General features: G+C 26.3%; 14 protein-coding genes. 5 read left to right on the plus strand and 9 right to left on the minus strand.

Annotation, left to right across the window (positions count from 1 at the left end; translation table 11 throughout):
- Positions 1–3: 3 nt before the first annotated feature.
- The 5 genes from NG901_RS02710 to NG901_RS02730 all read right to left on the minus strand — a co-directional run bounded on the left by NG901_RS02710 (position 4) and on the right by NG901_RS02730 (position 5,656).
- Positions 4–2,490 carry an ABC transporter permease gene (locus NG901_RS02710; RefSeq protein WP_252212212.1) on the minus strand — a complete coding sequence of 829 codons (2,487 nt, stop codon included), beginning with the start codon at positions 2,488–2,490 and terminating at the stop codon, positions 4–6.
- A gap of 85 nt (positions 2,491–2,575) precedes the next feature.
- On the minus strand, positions 2,576–3,241 hold the full coding sequence (locus tag NG901_RS02715) for an ABC transporter ATP-binding protein (protein WP_252212213.1): 666 nt from the start codon (positions 3,239–3,241) through the stop codon (positions 2,576–2,578).
- Positions 3,242–3,270: 29 nt separating this feature from the next.
- Positions 3,271–3,732: a flagellar basal body-associated FliL family protein gene (locus NG901_RS02720; protein WP_252212214.1), complete on the minus strand. Its 462-nt coding sequence runs from the start codon at positions 3,730–3,732 to the stop codon at positions 3,271–3,273.
- 216 nt (positions 3,733–3,948) lie between these two features.
- On the minus strand, positions 3,949–4,977 hold the full coding sequence (locus tag NG901_RS02725) for a sensor histidine kinase (RefSeq protein ID WP_252212215.1): 1,029 nt from the start codon (positions 4,975–4,977) through the stop codon (positions 3,949–3,951).
- Positions 4,967–5,656: a response regulator transcription factor gene (locus tag NG901_RS02730; protein ID WP_252212216.1), complete on the minus strand. Its 690-nt coding sequence runs from the start codon at positions 5,654–5,656 to the stop codon at positions 4,967–4,969. The genes NG901_RS02725 and NG901_RS02730 overlap by 11 nt, the downstream gene beginning before the upstream one ends.
- A gap of 354 nt (positions 5,657–6,010) precedes the next feature.
- Here NG901_RS02730 and NG901_RS02735 point away from each other — a divergent pair, with 354 nt between their 5' ends.
- Positions 6,011–8,491, plus strand: a complete 2,481-nt coding sequence (locus NG901_RS02735) for a CoA-disulfide reductase (protein ID WP_252212217.1) — start codon at positions 6,011–6,013, stop codon at positions 8,489–8,491.
- Entirely contained in the window at positions 8,478–8,639 is a 162-nt protein-coding gene (locus NG901_RS02740; protein ID WP_309556464.1) for a TipAS antibiotic-recognition domain-containing protein, read from the plus strand. The genes NG901_RS02735 and NG901_RS02740 overlap by 14 nt, the downstream gene beginning before the upstream one ends.
- 74 nt (positions 8,640–8,713) lie before the next feature.
- Here the strand turns inward: NG901_RS02740 and NG901_RS02745 are convergent, their stop codons facing one another.
- Together NG901_RS02745 and NG901_RS02750 are read right to left on the minus strand one after the other, a co-directional pair.
- A complete protein-coding gene (locus NG901_RS02745; RefSeq protein WP_252212218.1) occupies positions 8,714–10,462 on the minus strand; it encodes an NADH-dependent [FeFe] hydrogenase, group A6 in 1,749 nt (582 codons plus the stop codon).
- The gene (locus NG901_RS02750; RefSeq protein WP_252212219.1) at positions 10,456–12,291 is read right to left on the minus strand and encodes an NAD(P)-binding protein; all 1,836 of its coding nucleotides are present in this window, start codon (positions 12,289–12,291) and stop codon (positions 10,456–10,458) included. Before NG901_RS02750 ends, NG901_RS02745 begins: the two co-directional genes overlap by 7 nt.
- A gap of 330 nt (positions 12,292–12,621) precedes the next feature.
- Between NG901_RS02750 and NG901_RS02755 the strand changes: the two genes are divergently transcribed.
- Both NG901_RS02755 and NG901_RS02760 read left to right on the plus strand, forming a co-directional pair.
- Complete coding sequence (locus NG901_RS02755) at positions 12,622–12,939, plus strand: nucleotide pyrophosphohydrolase (protein WP_252212220.1); 318 nt, start codon at positions 12,622–12,624, stop codon at positions 12,937–12,939.
- Positions 12,940–13,061: 122 nt separating this feature from the next.
- A complete protein-coding gene (locus NG901_RS02760; protein WP_252212221.1) occupies positions 13,062–13,460 on the plus strand; it encodes a hemerythrin domain-containing protein in 399 nt (132 codons plus the stop codon).
- 161 nt (positions 13,461–13,621) lie between these two features.
- Here the strand turns inward: NG901_RS02760 and NG901_RS02765 are convergent, their stop codons facing one another.
- Positions 13,622–15,622 carry a methyl-accepting chemotaxis protein gene (locus tag NG901_RS02765; protein WP_252212222.1) on the minus strand — a complete coding sequence of 667 codons (2,001 nt, stop codon included), beginning with the start codon at positions 15,620–15,622 and terminating at the stop codon, positions 13,622–13,624.
- Between the two features lie 468 nt (positions 15,623–16,090).
- Here NG901_RS02765 and NG901_RS02770 point away from each other — a divergent pair, with 468 nt between their 5' ends.
- The gene (locus NG901_RS02770; protein ID WP_252212223.1) at positions 16,091–17,503 is read left to right on the plus strand and encodes an APC family permease; all 1,413 of its coding nucleotides are present in this window, start codon (positions 16,091–16,093) and stop codon (positions 17,501–17,503) included.
- A gap of 62 nt (positions 17,504–17,565) precedes the next feature.
- Here NG901_RS02770 and NG901_RS02775 read toward each other — a convergent pair whose 3' ends face one another.
- Entirely contained in the window at positions 17,566–17,928 is a 363-nt protein-coding gene (locus NG901_RS02775; RefSeq protein WP_205454950.1) for a C-GCAxxG-C-C family (seleno)protein, read from the minus strand.
- Positions 17,929–18,333: the final 405 nt, after the last annotated feature.

Raw genomic sequence — 18,333 nt, forward strand, 5'->3', positions numbered from 1 at the left:
TTATTAAAAATTTTCTATTCTATCAATAAGACTTTTTTTATAGGTATTTTTGTATATAATTCTTGGAAGTATAATTGAAATAACAATTAAAATTGAAGATGCTATGAAAATAGGGGTAAGTTTAAAACAATAATTAATATAAGTTATATTATTAGTTAATGATTTAATTATAGTAGAAGAAAAATATATACCTATAGTGATTTCAAATATTATAGTTAAAATTGCATAATATAATCCTTCATATGTTAAAAGTTTTAATATTTGTTTTTTGGTCATTCCTATACTTTCAAGGATTGCAAATTCTTTTTCATAAGAAATTATTTCTGTAATAAAAGAATTTATAAAATTGAGTATTCCAATTAAACCAATAATAAGTACTAAAACATATCCAACTATACTGTAGGAGCGTTGTATTGATTTTAGTTCAGAAATATATGTGGCAGTAGATTTATATTTTATGTTGGAATCAATATTCATAGTATAATTTTCAAGAAAATTTTGCATTTCATTTATTTTATTATTATCTACATTAAAGTAATAACTTGCTAACAAAGGATTATCAAATTGATTTTTGAATTCATTATCTGGTAAAATACATTCAATATTAAAATCTGAATTTTTATCTCCATGAAATCCATTAGAATTTGAATGTAATTGATCAGGTATAGTGCAAAATCCTATAACCTCATAAGTTTTAGTTTTAAAATCATCATATTTTATAGTAATTTTGTCTCCTATTTTATAGTAACTTATTGTGTTATTATAATTAGATGTAGTAGGACAAATAAGAATATAATTACCTTCTTTAAATTTTTCTAAATTAAGATCTCCTTGAATTATTAGTAATTTTTGTAAAAGAAAATCATTCATTCCATATAATTTAATATTACATTTTCCAATTTTTTTAAATTCATCAAATTTTTCATTTAAGTAATATTTACTTTTAGGATAAGTTAAATTTAGTGTATTATTAATATTATTTAATGCGTCGATACTTACGGTATGAGGAACACCATCAAAATATAAATAGCCTCTCTCTTTAATATAATCATTGCCATTTATTAAACTTATAAGGCTATTTGGAAGTATATCCTCATTATCATATTGAAAAGTCAAATAGCTAAAAAAGTTCTTATTACTAACTTGAAAATCACATAATGAATTTTCTTGTAAATATATATTTATATTATAATTATTTACAATGTTGAATACAGCATTAAACAATATTAAACTAAGGGATAATGAAATTACTATAATTATAGATTTTTTTATATCTCTAAATAAATTTAAAAAAGCCATTTTATATATTTTACCGTTTGTATTTATGTTTCTTTTTAGGAAAATATTATTTTTACTAACATGAGAATACTTTATAGCTTCAATAGGTGTTATGTATGCAGCTACTTTACTAGGTTTAATGCAAGCGATAAAAACTGTAATAAGAGAAAAAATTGTTGTTAAAATAAATATATTTGGGTGCAAGGAAAAATGAATATTTTGATAAGCAAGTAAATTATTCATTAAAGTTTTATTAATTATAGGTAAAAGAATAATACTAATCATATAACCTAAAAATATGCCTATGGGTATACCTATAATTGAAAGAAAAAGAGCTTGTATAAAAAGAATTTTCTTTATTTGTTTTGATGTTGTCCCTAGAGTTTTTAAAAGACCCCAAAATTGAATATCTTTAACTATTGATATATGAAAAATATTATAAATAATTAAATATCCTGTAAAAGTTATAAATAAAATTACAAGAGATAAAGAAAAAATTATTTCGGGACTACAAATAAAATCATATGACCAATTAATACGTAGATTTATATCAGATTCTATATTACAATCGTTTAATATTCTATTAATTTTTTTGTTAACATTAAAATTATTTTTTAATATTATATCAGCAACAATTATTTTATCAGAATTTAATTCATTGTAATGTATGAAATTATTTTTTAAGAACTCTTCTGAAACATAAATTTTATTATTACTTTCAACATAAGAATTATCATAAAATCCTGTTAATACAAAATCTTTACCATTTAAAGATAAATATGCACCTATATTATGAGGAATATTAAACATATCTAAAACTTTTGTACTAGTCATTATTTCATTTGATTTTATGGGCATAGTTCCAATTTTAGGATAGGAAAAATTGCATTTGGCATAAATTTCATTACAATATAACATTTGAATATTTGAATTAATAAATTCTTTATTTGTAATTTTAGATATAGGTATAGAAATACCTATATCTTTTACTAAAGGATGCTCCTTCATTTTGTTAAAATCATATTTTGTTATATATTGTAAAGTGAAATTTGATGAATTACCTTGTTCAAGCATTGTTGAAATTTCAGCAGATTTGCATATACTAAAAGCTAGAGTAAATAAGCTTGTAAATAACACAGTAGTTAATATTATAGAGAAAATTGCAAGTACATTTCTGATTTTATTAGCTTTAAAGCTTTTTTTACAAAGCATAAAAATAACTTTTTTATTGTCATTTTCAAATATAATTACCCCTCCTTTTTTATTTAGTCTATGTTTTAATATTTAGATTATAGTTCTAATTTATTATTTTTCCATCTTCAAGACGAATTATAGAATTAGCAAGTTGAGCTATTTCTTCATTATGTGTAATCATAACAATTGTTTGATGAAAAAGTTCACTTGAAATTTTTAGTAATCCTAAAACTTCTTGACTTGTTTTACTATCAAGATTTCCTGTGGGTTCATCAGCAAGTATAATTGTTGGTTTAGTAATTAATGCTCGTGCAATGGCAACCTTTTGTTGTTGTCCACCTGATAGCTGGTTAGGAAGACAAGAAAGTTTTTCTTTTAACTTTAATATAGTAACAATTTTGTTGAAAAAATCAGTATCGATATTATTCCCATCAAGTTGAAGAGGAAGTAATATATTTTCACAAACGCTCAACATAGGAATTAAATTATAATTTTGAAATATAAAACCAATATTGCGACGGCGAAAAATAGTAAGAGCATCCTCAGTAAACTTAGAAATATCTTTATTATTAACAAAAACTTGCCCAGAAGTAGGTCTATCAAGACCACTTAACATATGAAGTAAAGTAGATTTTCCACTGCCGGATGTACCTACTATAGCAATAAAGTTTCCTTTCTCTATTTTTAAATTTATATTGTTTAAAGCTTTAACAATATTTAGACCTTGTTCATATTGTTTACTTAAATTAATAGTTTCTAATAATGACATATTAAAACCCCTTATTAAGTTTAGTATATTTATTGCAATAAATATTGAGAAAATCTTATGTCTATAATTTTAAAGTCCTGAAGATTTTTATTTATTACATCAAGTAATTCTTGTTTAATTTTCTTTTCATTATTTAAATCATTTAAATAATCATAATCTCTATTTCTAAAATAATTATTTACTATATCTTTTACAATAGGAAGTTTATTCTCTTTTGTTAATTGATTTTTAGCAATACTATCTTTTTTATTATAACCTACAGAAAGTTTACCTTTAAAATATCTATTTTTAGAAGTATCGTTTAAACCAACAGTAAATTCTCCTAAATCAACATATACTTCATGTATTTTACTTTCTTTAAAAATTATCATATTATTACTATGAAGATACCATATACTAGTCAAGATTATAACTAAGAACATTATTAAAATTAAAGAAATTACTTTAGTTTTTGATTTTTTATTAGATTTAGACGAATTTTCATTACTCATATAATTACCTCTTTCTAAAATGTATTTTCAATATATATTTTAGAAACTAAATGTAACAAAAATCTCACAGTTTAAAAATATAATGTTACAAATTTGAGATAATTTGCTTATGATTTATATTAAAATATAAATACTACTTTTAAATCACATCTCTATCCAGTTTTATTTATGCATATATCAATATTCTGATAAAAAATTGACTAAATCAAAAAATAGCTATTGATTTAATAAGAATATTGAAAAAGTAGATCCGTTACCTTTACTTGAACTTACTTTAATATAGCCACCTTCTTTTGAAATGATTTCACGAGAAAGATAAAGACCGATGCCAATACCAGAAATGTCATAAACATCTTCTTCTCGATAAAAACGATTAAAAATTTTACATATATTTTTAGAATTTATACCAATGCCATCATCGCTTATATCTATTTTAGTAAAGATCTCTAAAGGAGTAACACTTATAGAAATATTACCTTCACAGTGAGTATATTTTACTGCATTATCTAAAATATTAAAAATAGCTTCACTTGTCCATTTGGCATCATGTTTTACAATTAATGAAGAATCACAAGATACATTAATATTTAAATTTTTCTTTTCTGCTGTAAATATTATATTGCCTAAAGAAGATGCAATCGTATTACAGAGAAGAGAAGACTTTATATTTAAAGATATTAAACCAGTTTCAAGTCTAGACATTTTTATTATTGACTGCATTAAAAAGTCTAATTTATTTAATTGATTGTTTATTAATAATAAAAATTCATTAACTTTTTCTTTAGAAAGTTCTCTTTCAATTAAGGTAGAATTATATAATTTTAAATTTGCAATAGGAGTTTTAACTTGATGAGAAATATCAGAAATTAAACTTTGAATTTCTATTTTTTCTATTTCACTTTTATTTCTACTCTCAAGCATTAAGTTATATAATTTTTTTAATTTATTTTGAAATTTAGATACCAAAGTTTCATCTTCAAGATTAAAAGCAATATTATCCTTTCCAGAGATCATATCATCGATGCAATTATCTATAGTTTTAAATGTATAGATAATTCTTTCTCTTATTAAAATAATAAAAATTAATCCAAGAAAAATATAAGATAAAGCAAATAAAAGAGTTAAAATTTTCACGTTGAAATTTTCTATTTTGATAAAAATAAAAGCTGTAAAACTTATAAAAAGCAAAATTAACAGTGATATAGTTAAGTTATAAATTTTATTGAATGATAAATTAATTTTCATTGTATTTTCCACCTACCCACATATACCCCATACCATAGATGGTTTTTATGTATTTAACATTTTTAGTTTCAATTTTATTTCTTAGACGATTTATATTAACAGTTAAAGTATGTTCATCTACAAAGTTTCTATCACAATCCCAGAGCTTTTCAAGAAGAACTTGTCTAGTAAGAACTTGTCCTTTATTGGAAATTAAGATCTTTAGCATTTTAAATTCTGTTGGAGTAAATGAAATAGCTTTATTATTAACAGTTGCTGTCATTTCATTGAAATCCATTGTAAGATTAGAATCTTTATAAATACAAGAAAATAAATTTTTATTACATCTACGAAGTATTGCAGCTATTTTTTGTCTAAATATATTTATACTAAAGGGTTTTGTTATGTAATCATCAGCGCCAAGTTTAAATCCAGAAAGTATATCATCTTCTAAATCACAAGCAGTTAAAAAAATTATAGGAGTATCTTGAATTTGTTTTATGCTTTTACATAAATCAAAACCATTACCATCAGGTAAATTTACATCCAGAATGATTAAATCAAAATTTTCTATATTTAGAATTTTTAATGTTGAATTTATGTTATATTTTGGTGTAACAACATAGCCATCTAATTGGAGATTATAGCATAATCCAGAATTTAAGATAATGTCATCTTCTACTATTAGTATTTTTTTCATCTTTTCTCCTTATGTAACATATTTATTATTTACCTTTATTAGAATACATTTCTATATATTTGTATAATATCAAATTGAAATGTTAAAGTCTAATTTTAATAGAAGAAAAGTTATGTTGTTAAGAAGAATTTATAGTAGCTGTTTTAAATAAAGGAAATATACTAAACAATATTAAAACTAATTTTATATTTGTGTGATAAAGTCACAGATTCTAATAAGCTTATTATGGTATAACTTTATTAAAATATAAGAAACAAAGACTTGTAGCATTTAAATAAATACAGAAAGCAATATTAGAGAATACTATTTCATAGAAATGTTTATGTTAAAAATAATAAAGTAAGGAGAGATAAAATGTCTAAAAAAGTTATCATTGTTGGTGGAGTTGCAGGTGGAGCATCTACTGCGGCTAGACTTAGAAGGCTAGATGAAAATTTAGATATAATTATGTTTGAAAAAGGTGAATATATATCATTTGCTAATTGCGGACTTCCATATTATATAGGAGGGACCATTAATGATAGAGAAAAACTTATAGTTCAAACTGTAGAAGAAATGAGTAAAAAATTCAATTTAGATATAAGAAATTTAAGTGAAGTTATAAAAATAGACAAGGAAAATAAAAAAGTTAGTATAAAAGATTACAAGAGTAATGAAGTTTATGAAGAAGACTATGATATTTTAGTATTATCTCCAGGAGCAAGTCCTTTAAAACCTAAAATATCAGGAATTGATAAATGTGATAATTTATTTACACTTAGAAATATACCAGATACGGATAAAATAAAAGAATTTGTTGATAATAAAAATCCTAAAAAAGCAGTTGTAATAGGTGGAGGATTTATAGGACTTGAAATGGCTGAAAATCTAAAGGAAAGAGGCATTGATGTAACTTTAGTAGAAGCTAGTGATCAAGTAATGGCTCCAATTGATATAGAAATGGCAAGTATAGTACATGATCATTTAATTGATAAGAATGTAGAATTAATTTTAAAAGACGGTGTAGAGTCTTTTGAAGACGAAGGAAAGAAAATCGTTTTAAAAAGTGGAAGAAAAATTAATACTGATATGATAATTTTATCAATTGGTGTTAAACCAGAAACTAGAATAGCTAAAGAAGCAGGCATTGAGTTAAATGAAAGAGGAGCTATTGTAGTAGATAAGCATATGAAAACTTCTGATTTAAACATTTTTGCACTAGGAGATGCAATTGAAGTTATGGATTTTGTAAATAAGAAGCCTACAATGATTCCTCTAGCTTGGCCTGCAAATCGTCAAGGTAGATTAGTTGCTAATAATATAATTGGAAAAAATGAGGAGTATAAAGGAAGCCTTGGTTCATCAGTTGCCAAAGTATTTGACTATACAGTAGCTGCAACTGGTAATAATGAAAAAACGCTTAAAAGACTAGGGATTGATTATAAAGCAATTCATATACATCCAGGTTCTAATGCAGGATATTATCCAGGGTCTTTTCCAATAGCAATTAAAATGTTGTTTGATCCTAAGGATGGGAAAATATTTGGAGCTCAAGCTGTAGGAATGAGTGGAGTTGAAAAACGTATTGATATATTAGCTACAGCAATTAAAGGGAATTTTAGTGTTTTTGATTTACAAGACATTGAGGTGTGTTATGCACCACCATACAATTCAGCAAAAGATCCAGTTAATATGTTAGGATACTATGCAGCAAATATTATAGAAGGAATAGTTGATACAATTCAATGGGATGAAATAGATAATATAGATAAAAGTAATTCTATAATTTTAGATGTAAGAGAAGAGTTTGAATTAGTTACTGGGAAATTTGATAATTCAATTAACATTCCTCTTGGTGATTTGAGAAATAGATTAAATGAGATAACAAAAGATAAACATATATATGTTACATGCCAAGTAGGGTTACGTGGATATGTAGCTTGTAGAATATTAAAACAAAAAGGAATAAATTGCACTAACATAGATGGTGGTTTAAAGACTTATATGTATGTAAAAAGAGCAGAAGAAAACTTAAAGAATCAACATGAAAAACTTAACGAGATAAAAGAAGAGGTAGCAGCTATGAGTTTAGAAGATTTAGATATAACAGAAATAAATGCAAAAGTTACGTTAGATGCTTGTGGACTTCAATGTCCAGGACCGATAAGAAGAGTATTTGAAGAAATTAATAAAATGGAAGAAGGTCAAATTTTAGAGGCAAAAGCAAGTGATGTTGGATTTAGTAAGGATATAAAAGCATGGTGTGAAAAAACTAATAATACTTTACTTAAATCAGAATTTAATAAAAGTAAAAATGCTTTTGTAGCTTATATACAAAAAGGAACAAAGAAAGAGGAAGTACTATCTTCAAATGCGGCTGTAGATAAAAATGGAGCAACTTTAGTAGTATTTAGTGGAGATTTTGATAAAGCTATAGCATCATTTATAATAGCTACTGGAGCAGCTTCTATGGGAAAGGAAGTTACTATGTTCTTTACTTTCTGGGGTCTTAATATATTAAAAAGTAAAAATAAGCCAAAAGTAAATAAGGATACTATGGAGAAGATGTTTGATATTATGTTGCCAGGACATCCAGAAAAATTACCATTATCTAAAATGAACATGATGGGAATGGGACCTGCAATGATAAAACAAATAATGAAAAAGCATAATGTTGACGATTTAGAAAGTTTGATAACTAACGCAATAAATATGGGGGTTAAGGTTGTTGCATGTGCTATGAGCATGGATCTTATGGGAATAAAAAAAGAAGAATTCATTGATGGCGTTGAAATAGGAGGAGTTGCATCTTATCTAGGTGCTACTGAAGATTCAGGATTAAATTTATTTATATAATTTATATGAAAATTATTTCAAAGAAACGCATATAGGACTAGGAGAAATGTATGTATACGATGAACGATTTAACAAATTTTATACTGAAAATGTTGGCTGTGGTACAGCTGAGCTTTTAAAAGATGAAATTATTGAATTTTATAGTTAAAAAACAAAATAGATAATGTAAAATAACAGTATAGAAATTTTAAATTTCTATACTGTTATCTTTATATATTTAAATTAATTATCATTTATATCAAGTCCAGGAGAAAGAGGCATTTCCCATAAGTTGTGATTAGTATGCAAAAGCTTATGAGAGACATTAGATAAAGGTTTTTCTAAAAATTCTTTATATACATTTAAAATTGATGGATTTTCATGAGAAAATCTGATGTCAGATAATTCATCAAGCTCATAAAGCTTCTTTGATCTAGTTTCTGCAAGTTCTATACCATCTTTAATTGGTTGTCCGCCACCACCAGAGCAACCACCAGGACAGGCCATTACTTCTATAAAGTCATAATAAACATTTCCTTTTCTTAAATTTTTAATTAAATTTCTAGCATTACCCAAACCACTTATCACAGCTACTTTTAATTTAGTATTATTAATTTCAAAAGTGGCTTCCTTAATTCCATTCATACCTCGAATTTCTTTAAAGGCATTTGGATCAGGATTTTTACCACATGTTAAAAAGTAAGCAGTTCTAAGAGCAGCCTCCATAACACCACCAGTAGAACCAAAAATAATACCAGCACCAGAACCTATTCCTAAAGGTGTATCAAAGTCAGATTCGTTTAAATCTTTAGCTATAATATGTTCTGATCTTATCATTCTCTCTACTTCACGAGTAGTAAGACACAAGTCTATATCTTGACCGTATCCAGCATCATTCATAATAGGAATTTCAGCTTCATGTTTTTTAGCAATACAAGGCATTATAGAGATACAATATATCTTTGATGGATCTACATTTAAAAGTTTTGCATAATAGCTTTTTGCAATAGCTCCAAACATTTGTTGAGGAGATTTTGCAGTAGAAAGCATTTTAGTCATATCAGGATATTGAGATTTTAAGAATCGAACCCAAGCTGGACAACATGATGTAAACATAGGCAAATTTGTATTATTTTTTAATCTTTCTAAAAATTCACTACATTCTTCCATTATAGTTAAATCAGCAGCAAAGTTAGTATCAAAGATATAATCAAAGCCAATTTTTCTAAGTGCAGAAACAAGTCTTTTTACTGTTGCTTCTTCTTTTGTAAGTCCAAGAGATTCACCCCAAGACGCTCTAACAGCAGGAGCGATTTGAAGTATTGTGATTTTATCTTTATTTGAAAGAATATCAAATGCTTTCTGGGTATTATCCCTTTCTCTTAAAGCTCCAGTAGGGCAGTGAGTTATGCATTGTCCACATAATGAACAATCTGAATCTTGAATTTTTCTATTGAGTGAAACGTCAACAGTTGTTCTAGTACCTGTATTTGAAACATCCCATATATTAAGATTTTGTATTTTAGTGCAAACCTGAATACATCTCATACATTTAATACATTTTCTTGCATCACGTATTAATGGGAATTGCTCATCCCATAAATAAGGCTCGATCATTCTTTTATATTGAATTGTAATAACTCCTAAATCATTAGCTATATTTTGTAGATTGCAGTTACCACTTCTTACACAAGTTGCACAATGACAATCATGCTGTGAAAGTATAAGTTTTATATTAGTTCTTCTAGTTTCTCTAACTCTAGGACTATTTGTGAAAATTTCCATACCTTCTTCAACTACATTATTGCAAGCAGGTAATAATTTATCTTTTCCTTTTACTTCAACAATACAAACACGACAAGCGCCTATTTCATTAATATCTTTTAAATAACATAAACTCGGAATTTGAATTTTAAAAGATTTAGCTGCATCTAAGATGGTAGTTCCTTTTTTTACTTCAATATCTATATTATCAATTTTAAGTTTTACCATTTGTTAATTCTACCTCCTTTAAATACTCCATATCCAAAGTGATCACATCTTAAACATCTATAAGATTCTTGATGAGCTTCTTCACATGTCATTCCATATTCAATAATTTCAAAATCATTTTTACGTATATCAGCATCTCTTTCAGAAGTATTAACTCGTCCACAAAGAGGTCTATCATCTAGTCTTGCACTTGGAATTTCAACATCAGAACTTATAATGTGGTTATACCCAAGATAAGTATCTATATTAGCTGCAGCTACTTTGCCAGCAGCTATTGCTCTAATCACAGTAGCAGGACCAGTTACACAATCACCACCTGCAAAAATTCCAGGACTATTTTCAACACCACTAGAGCTCATAGCTTCAATAACACCTCTTTTAACAGGAACTCCAGATTCAGCAAAATGATTAGACTCTATGCCTTGTCCAATTGCTACAATTAATATATCACAAGGGATTCTTTGATCTTCTTGGCATGATGATGTAGGACGTGGACGTCTAGAATCGTCAATTTTACCAATTATTTGAGGCTTAACAAAAAGGGCTGTTACATTACCATTTTTATCACTTTCAATTCTAAGAGGTGCTTTGAGCGTTATAATTTCACAACCTTCTGCAATTGCACCTTCAATTTCATCAGGTAGAGCAGTCATATCTACTTTTCTACGCCTATATACATTACATACTTTTTTTGCACCAAGTCTTATAGCAGATCTAGCAGCATCCATTGCTACATTACCACCACCAATTACTACAACTGTTTTACCTGAAAAATCTGGTGGATTATCTTCACCTATTGCGCGTAACATTTCTACTGCTGAAATAACACCTGTACTTTCTTCTCCATCAATACCTATTTTTTTATCAATATGTGCTCCAATTGCAATATAAACAGCATCATGTGAATTTTCAATATCAAGTAAAGATATATCAGTACCAATAGATATATTGTTTTTTACTTCAATGCCTGTTGATAATATATCTGAAATATCATTTTCTAAGTGTTCTATAGGAAGTCTATAATTAGGAATTCCATATCTAAGCATACCTCCTAATTTTTCACGTTTTTCATAAATTACAACCTTGTGTCCCATTAATGATAAAAAATAAGCTGCACTTAAACCACCTGGTCCACCACCAATTACTGCTATTTTTTTACCAGTAGGAGAAGCACATTTGGGTATTGGAACTTTACCAGCATTATCAACAGCAAAACGCTTAAGACCTCTAATATTTATAGAGTCATCAAGCATATTACGTCTGCATCTAGCTTCGCAAGGGTGTTCACATATAAAGGCGCATGCTGTTGGGAAAGGATTATCTTTTCTTATTAATCTAACAGCATCAGAATATCTCTTCTGCGAAATTAAAGCAATATATCCAGGAATGTCTACACCAGCAGGGCATAGGGCAACGCATGGAACAGGCTGATTTAAGTTACATATACATCTATTGTTGACTATGTGTTCAATATAGTCTGATTTAAAACCTATTACTCCTTTTAAAACCATATTAGCTGCTTCATATCCTATAGCACAATCAGCAGAATCAATAACTACCTTTGCTGTTTTTTCAATTAAATCAATAGTTTCTAAAGTTGCTTTACGATTTAAAACATCATCAATCAAATTTTCTAATTGAGCAAGTCCAATTCTACAAGGTACGCATTTTCCACAAGTTTGTGCTTGACATAATTTTAAAAAAGAAGATGCCATATCTACAGGGCACAAACCAGGAGGACTTGCAATGATTCTACGTTCTAAGTCTTTATAAAGTCCTTCTACAACAGTTTGAGCTCCATTAGGCGTTGTAATCTCTAGTCTACTCATTTTTCTCCTTTCTGTATGTTTTAACATACTTAACAAATGTTTAATTTAAATCTTTTCATAAGTATATTTAGATTAAGTAAAATTATTCTTAAATTTAAAATTTTATTATGTATTTTAGAGTGAATTTGTAGTTTTATTGTAAAAACCCTAAATAATTTCTTATTATAAGTTATAATAAAAAGTAATATAGAATATACTGAAAAATTAAATATCAAAATCAAATATAATTGTTAAAAATTTAGCAATTAATGATGATAAAGACTGAAAAAATATAATATTAAAATTATATAAATAGAATAAAAACAACTAATAAGAAAAGAGTGATTTTTTATGAAAAGTACATTAAACAGAATAAAAAAATTTAGAAGTGATAGGGACTGGGATAAGTTTCATACACCAGCTAATCTTTCAAAAGCTATTTCAATAGAATCTGGGGAATTACTAGAAAATTTTTTATGGGATGAAGAAAACTATGATAAAGAACATGTCCTTGAGGAGTTAGCAGACGTAATGATTTATTGCATACATATGAGTGATTGTTTAAAGGTTGATTTAACAGAAATAATAAATAATAAGATGAATAAGAATGAAAAGAAATATCCAGTAGAAAAGTGTAAAGGAAGTAGCAAAAAGTATACGGAATTATAATTAAATATTAATCTCTAGAATAAAAAAAGTGTATGTAACATTTGTTACATACACTTTTTAACTTAATAAGTATAATTAAAATATAGAAATTATACTTAATAATGTAAAAAGGATGGATTGATATGGATTTAAAAAACTTTAAAAGACAACATATAGAAATATGCGATATAATCAAAAAAATTGAGGAAATTATAATTAAAGATGATATAAGTGATTATTTTGATGAATTAGCAAGTAATATAAACAAACTTTCTGGTAAATTACAAATTCATTTAAACACAGAAGATAAATTTTTATACCCCAATTTATTAAAGGATGATAATGTAAAACATATAGCTCAAAAATATGTAGATGAAATGGGTGGGATATTGATACAATTTATAAGTTATAAAGACAAGTTTAACACTAAGATTAAACTTAAAGAAAACAAAAATCATATTGTTTCAGAAACAAATAGTATTCTTTTAAAAATAACAAGAAGAATGAACAAGGAAGAAAATGAGCTTTATAAATTGATATAATAAAAAGACGTGGTAATGAGGTCCATTAGTTTAAAGTTAAAATTAAAACACAAAATTTATTATATTTTTTTGATTTGAATCAGTTTAATATTTATGAAAATTACAAAAATAAACGATGTAGTAAATATACAATTTAACTACATCGTTTATTTTAAATATATTTATTTTATTTTAAATTTATTTACACCATCTTCAAGTTTTTCAGAAAGTTTTCTTAAATTATCTACGTAATTTTCCATCTCTTGCATTGTTGCAGTTATTTCTTCAGCAGAAGCAGAAACTTCTTCTGTGGCAGAAGCGGTTTCTTCTGAAATAGAAGATATGTTTTCTATTTGAAGAACAACTTTATCCTTTTTAGAATCAATAATTGAAGTATCATCTTTAACATCATTGATTTTTTCAGCAAGAATTTTTATATTCTCTATTATGTCAATAAATATTTTATGAGTATCATTTACTACTTTTTCTTGATCATTTACTGTAATTTCTGTTTCTTTCATAGCTGACACAGCAGTCAAAGATTTACTTTTTATTACATCTATTATTTTTTTTATTTCTTCTGTTGAATTTTTTGATTGATCTGCAAGTTTTCTTATTTCTTCTGCAACAACAGCAAATCCTTTCCCCGCTTCACCAGCTCTTGCAGCTTCTATAGAAGCATTTAAAGCTAATAGATTAGTTTGTTCTGTAATTTCAGCTATAGAATCAGACATAGCATTAATTTTTTCAGTACTTAAATTCATATCATTAACAATTTCACTAACTTGTAAAGTTGAATCTTTAGTTTTAGTAGATTTTTCAACTAAAATTTTCACCATATCTAAACCTTGTGAACTTAAATTTTCAGATCCTTCAGAAATATTTACAATATGATTATTAGCATCTGTTATTTTATTTATTCCATAAGATAAATCAAGAATTTCTACTGATCCATCTTGAGAATTTTGAGCGGTTTGTGTAGCACCTTGAGCTATTTCATCTATAGCATGAGAAACTTGTTCTACTGATAATGTTGTTTCTTGTGCCATTATTGCAAGACTTGAAGAAGTTTCAAGTATAACTTTAGATGAATTTTCTACTTCTAGCATAAGTTCTGATATATTTGTTAACATAGAATTAAAATTGTCTCCAAGGCTTCCAAATTCATCTTTACTTTTTATATTAACCTTAGCAGTTAAATCACCATCTGATGCTTTACTAAATGCAATATTTAATTTATTAGCATTATCTGATATAGATTTACTTAAAATATAAGCAACAATAATTGATAAAATAAATGCAATAAATGAAACAATAAAGATTAAATTTCTTATTGCACTGACATCATCACTTATTTCTGAATCATCCATAGTGGCTATAAGTTTCCATCCAGTAAGATGATTAGAAGTGAAACTTGCAAATTTATTAGTACCTTTATATAAATATTTTGAAAAACCCTTATTGTTAGAATTAATCATATTCCAAATTTCTAATTGAACAACATCAGTTGAACCTATAAGTTCACTATTTGGATGAAATAACATTATACCATTAGAATCACAAACATATACATATCCTGCGTTTCCTATAGTAATTTCTGATAAAGATTTAGAAATATTTTCAAGAGAAATATTCATAGACACAACACCAATAATATTAGAATCTCTTTCAACTGTTTTAGAAACAGAAATAACTAGTTTTCCAGTTCGTGCATCATTAAAAGGTTCTGATATAACAACTTGACCTTTGTTTTCTAATGCTTTCTTATACCATGATCTTTCTTTAGGATTAAAATTTTCACCCATATCTCCTTCAGGATAAATGGTAAATTTACCATTCTCAGTACCGTAGTAAGCACTAAAAATATTATTGTCACTTTGCACTACATCATTAAGTGTTTCTTGTGCAAAAGCAATTCTTTCATCGGATAAATCACCTTCATTAAAGTTAATATTATTAGACATCATTTCAATTGGATTTATAAAAACTTTAAGTTGAGTATTAAGAGATTCATCAACTTGTTGAAGCGTTTGAGCACTATTAACTTCGAAATTCTTTTCTAAAATTGACTTGGATTTAGAATAAGATGAAATTCCTAGGAATAAAATAGGTATTAAACAAATCAATATAAAGCTAATAATAAGCTTAAAACGAATACTTGTAAATTTAAATTTTGTTTCCATAATTTAATTAACCCTCCTAATATTTTTTCATATTTGCTAAGAAATATTGAGATTCTCTTTGTATGTTAGTAAAAAACTACGTTCATTAGTGAAAAAGCTACTTTATAATTAAGAGATTATACTAATATATAATGTTAAAGACTATATTACTTAACAGTAGATAAATATATTATAATTATCGTTATTTTTCAATTAATCTTTAGAAAAAACATACAAACTACAAAAAATATTCGGTGAATATAACAAATTTAATTATTAAATGACATTATATTTTTAAAAATGATAAATAAAGAAGACTAAAAGTGTATTCATATAAAATAATATTATATAAAAAATATATAAATATTATTTTATAAAAGAAATAAAAAAATAAAATCTACTTTTGTCGAATACGTATACAAACATATAAAGTTAAGTTATTATTTTAATATAAATATTAAAATAATTAATAAAAGTAAGGGGAAAGTTATGTCAGAAAAGAAAGATAAACAGATTATGTGGTATACATTAGCATTTATGGCATTCTCAGCTGTATGGGGATTTGGAAATGTTATTAATGGATTTTCAGAATATGATGGTCTTAAAGCGATTGTATCATGGATTATAATTTTTGCTATTTATTTCATACCATATGCTTTAATGGTAGGGGAATTAGGTTCAGCGTTTAAAGATTATGGTGGCGGAGTTAGTTCATGGATTAACGAAACTATAGGACCTAAGCTTGCATATTATGCAGGATGGACATACTGGGTAGTACACATGCCTTATATTTCACAAAAGCCATCAGGATTTATAATTGCTTCAAGTTGGGCTATTTTTCAAGATAATAGAATTAGTGCAATGAATCCCAAAGTATTACAATTAGCTTGTTTAGTAGTTTTTTTAGTTGGAATGTATATTGCATCTAAAGGATTAAATCCATTAAAAAAATTATCTGCACTTGCTGGTACATCAATGTTTGTAATGTCAATTTTATTTATAGTGTTAATGGTAGCAGCACCAGCAATTACAGATGCAAAGCTAAATACGATTGATTGGTCTTTTAAAACATTTATGCCTACTTTTGATACTAAATTTTTTACTAATTTAGCTATCTTAGTATTTGCAGTTGGTGGATGTGAGAAAATTTCACCTTATGTTAATGAAATGAAAGATCCAGAAAAAGGATTTTCTAAAGGTATGATTGCTCTTGCAATTATGGTAGCTGTATGTGCAATTTTAGGAACAGTTTCACTTGGTATGATGTTTGATTCAAATAATGTACCTAATGATTTAATGACAAATGGTGCATATTATGCATTCCAAAAGTTAGGTGAATATTATCATCTAGGAAATTTCTTCGTAATTATATATGCTATTACAAATCTTATTGGACAATTTGCAGTATTAATTATATCAATTGATGCACCTTTACGTATGTTACTTGATAGTGCAGATAAGAATTTCATTCCAGAAAAAATGTTCATAAAAAATAAAAATGGGGCTTATACAAATGGTCACAAACTTATATTAATAATAGTATCTATATTAATAATAGTTCCAGCTATTGGAATTAAAAATGTTGACGATCTAGTTAAATGGCTAGTAAAGCTAAATGCAGTGTGTATGCCACTTCGTTATTTATGGGTATTTATTGCTTATATTGCTTTAAAGAAAGCTGGAGAAAAGTTTAATAGAGAGTACTACTTTGTTAAGAATAATACTATAGGTATTATTTTAGGAGCATGGTGCTTTGTATTTACTGCTTTTGCATGTATTAGTGGTATGTACTCTACAGATATATTTAAATTAATACTTAATATTATAACACCATTCATATTAATTGGATTAGGTATTATAATGCCTTATATTGCTAAAAAAAATAATAGGCAAGAATTATAAAAATATAAAAATGTACTATACACTAAGTTATTAGTGTATAGTACATTTTTTATGATAAAATATTAATTTTGTAATACATTAATTAATGTATTATAAGAAAAATCCACTATTTCACCACAACTAATTTTATTTGCTTTCAATTCTCTACACATTTCTGTAGAATATTTTTCTTTGATTTTTGTTACAAACTCCCTAGAGTAATCTCTAGCCATATTGATTTCGTTATTATTATGTCTTCCTTTTAAGAAGCCTATAATTACAATTCCAGCATTTATAGCGCCGCAAAGACTTCCAATTCCAACGCCAGCCCCCATACCACTACCTAATCCAAGTGGAATACTTTCATTATATTCATCATTATAAAATTTAATTAATGATTCAGCACAATTATAACCTTGGCTAAGATATTTTGATGCACACGTCATTTACTTTGTCCCCCTAAAAATATTTTACTATATTGATATTATCATATTTTTCTATAGTGAAAAATGTTTTTTTATTCTTTAGGAATTTATATTATTAAAAAATTTGTGGATAACTTTTAAAATAATGTATTTTGAAGGTATTATGAGTACCCCTAAAGAATAAAAAATAATCATATGCCGCACCATTATTTCTGCACTGCGTTTGGAAAGGGCGCATGGCTAAAAAAATCGACGGCTCCAAAGTCGCCTTAGCGATTTTGTTCTAAGTATAAATTATTATTTAGTAATTAACATGATAACATATCATAATATAATTTTTATTTTTGGCAGTAAATTTAAATTATTGTTTTTTGTTTTTATAGTTAATTACGATAAAATGTAAAATTTTTAGAAAATACACATATA

Origin of the sequence: Clostridium sp. CMCC3677 (genome assembly GCF_023845585.1) — a bacterium.
Taxonomy (GTDB): Bacteria; Bacillota; Clostridia; order Clostridiales; family Clostridiaceae; genus Clostridium; species Clostridium aquiflavi.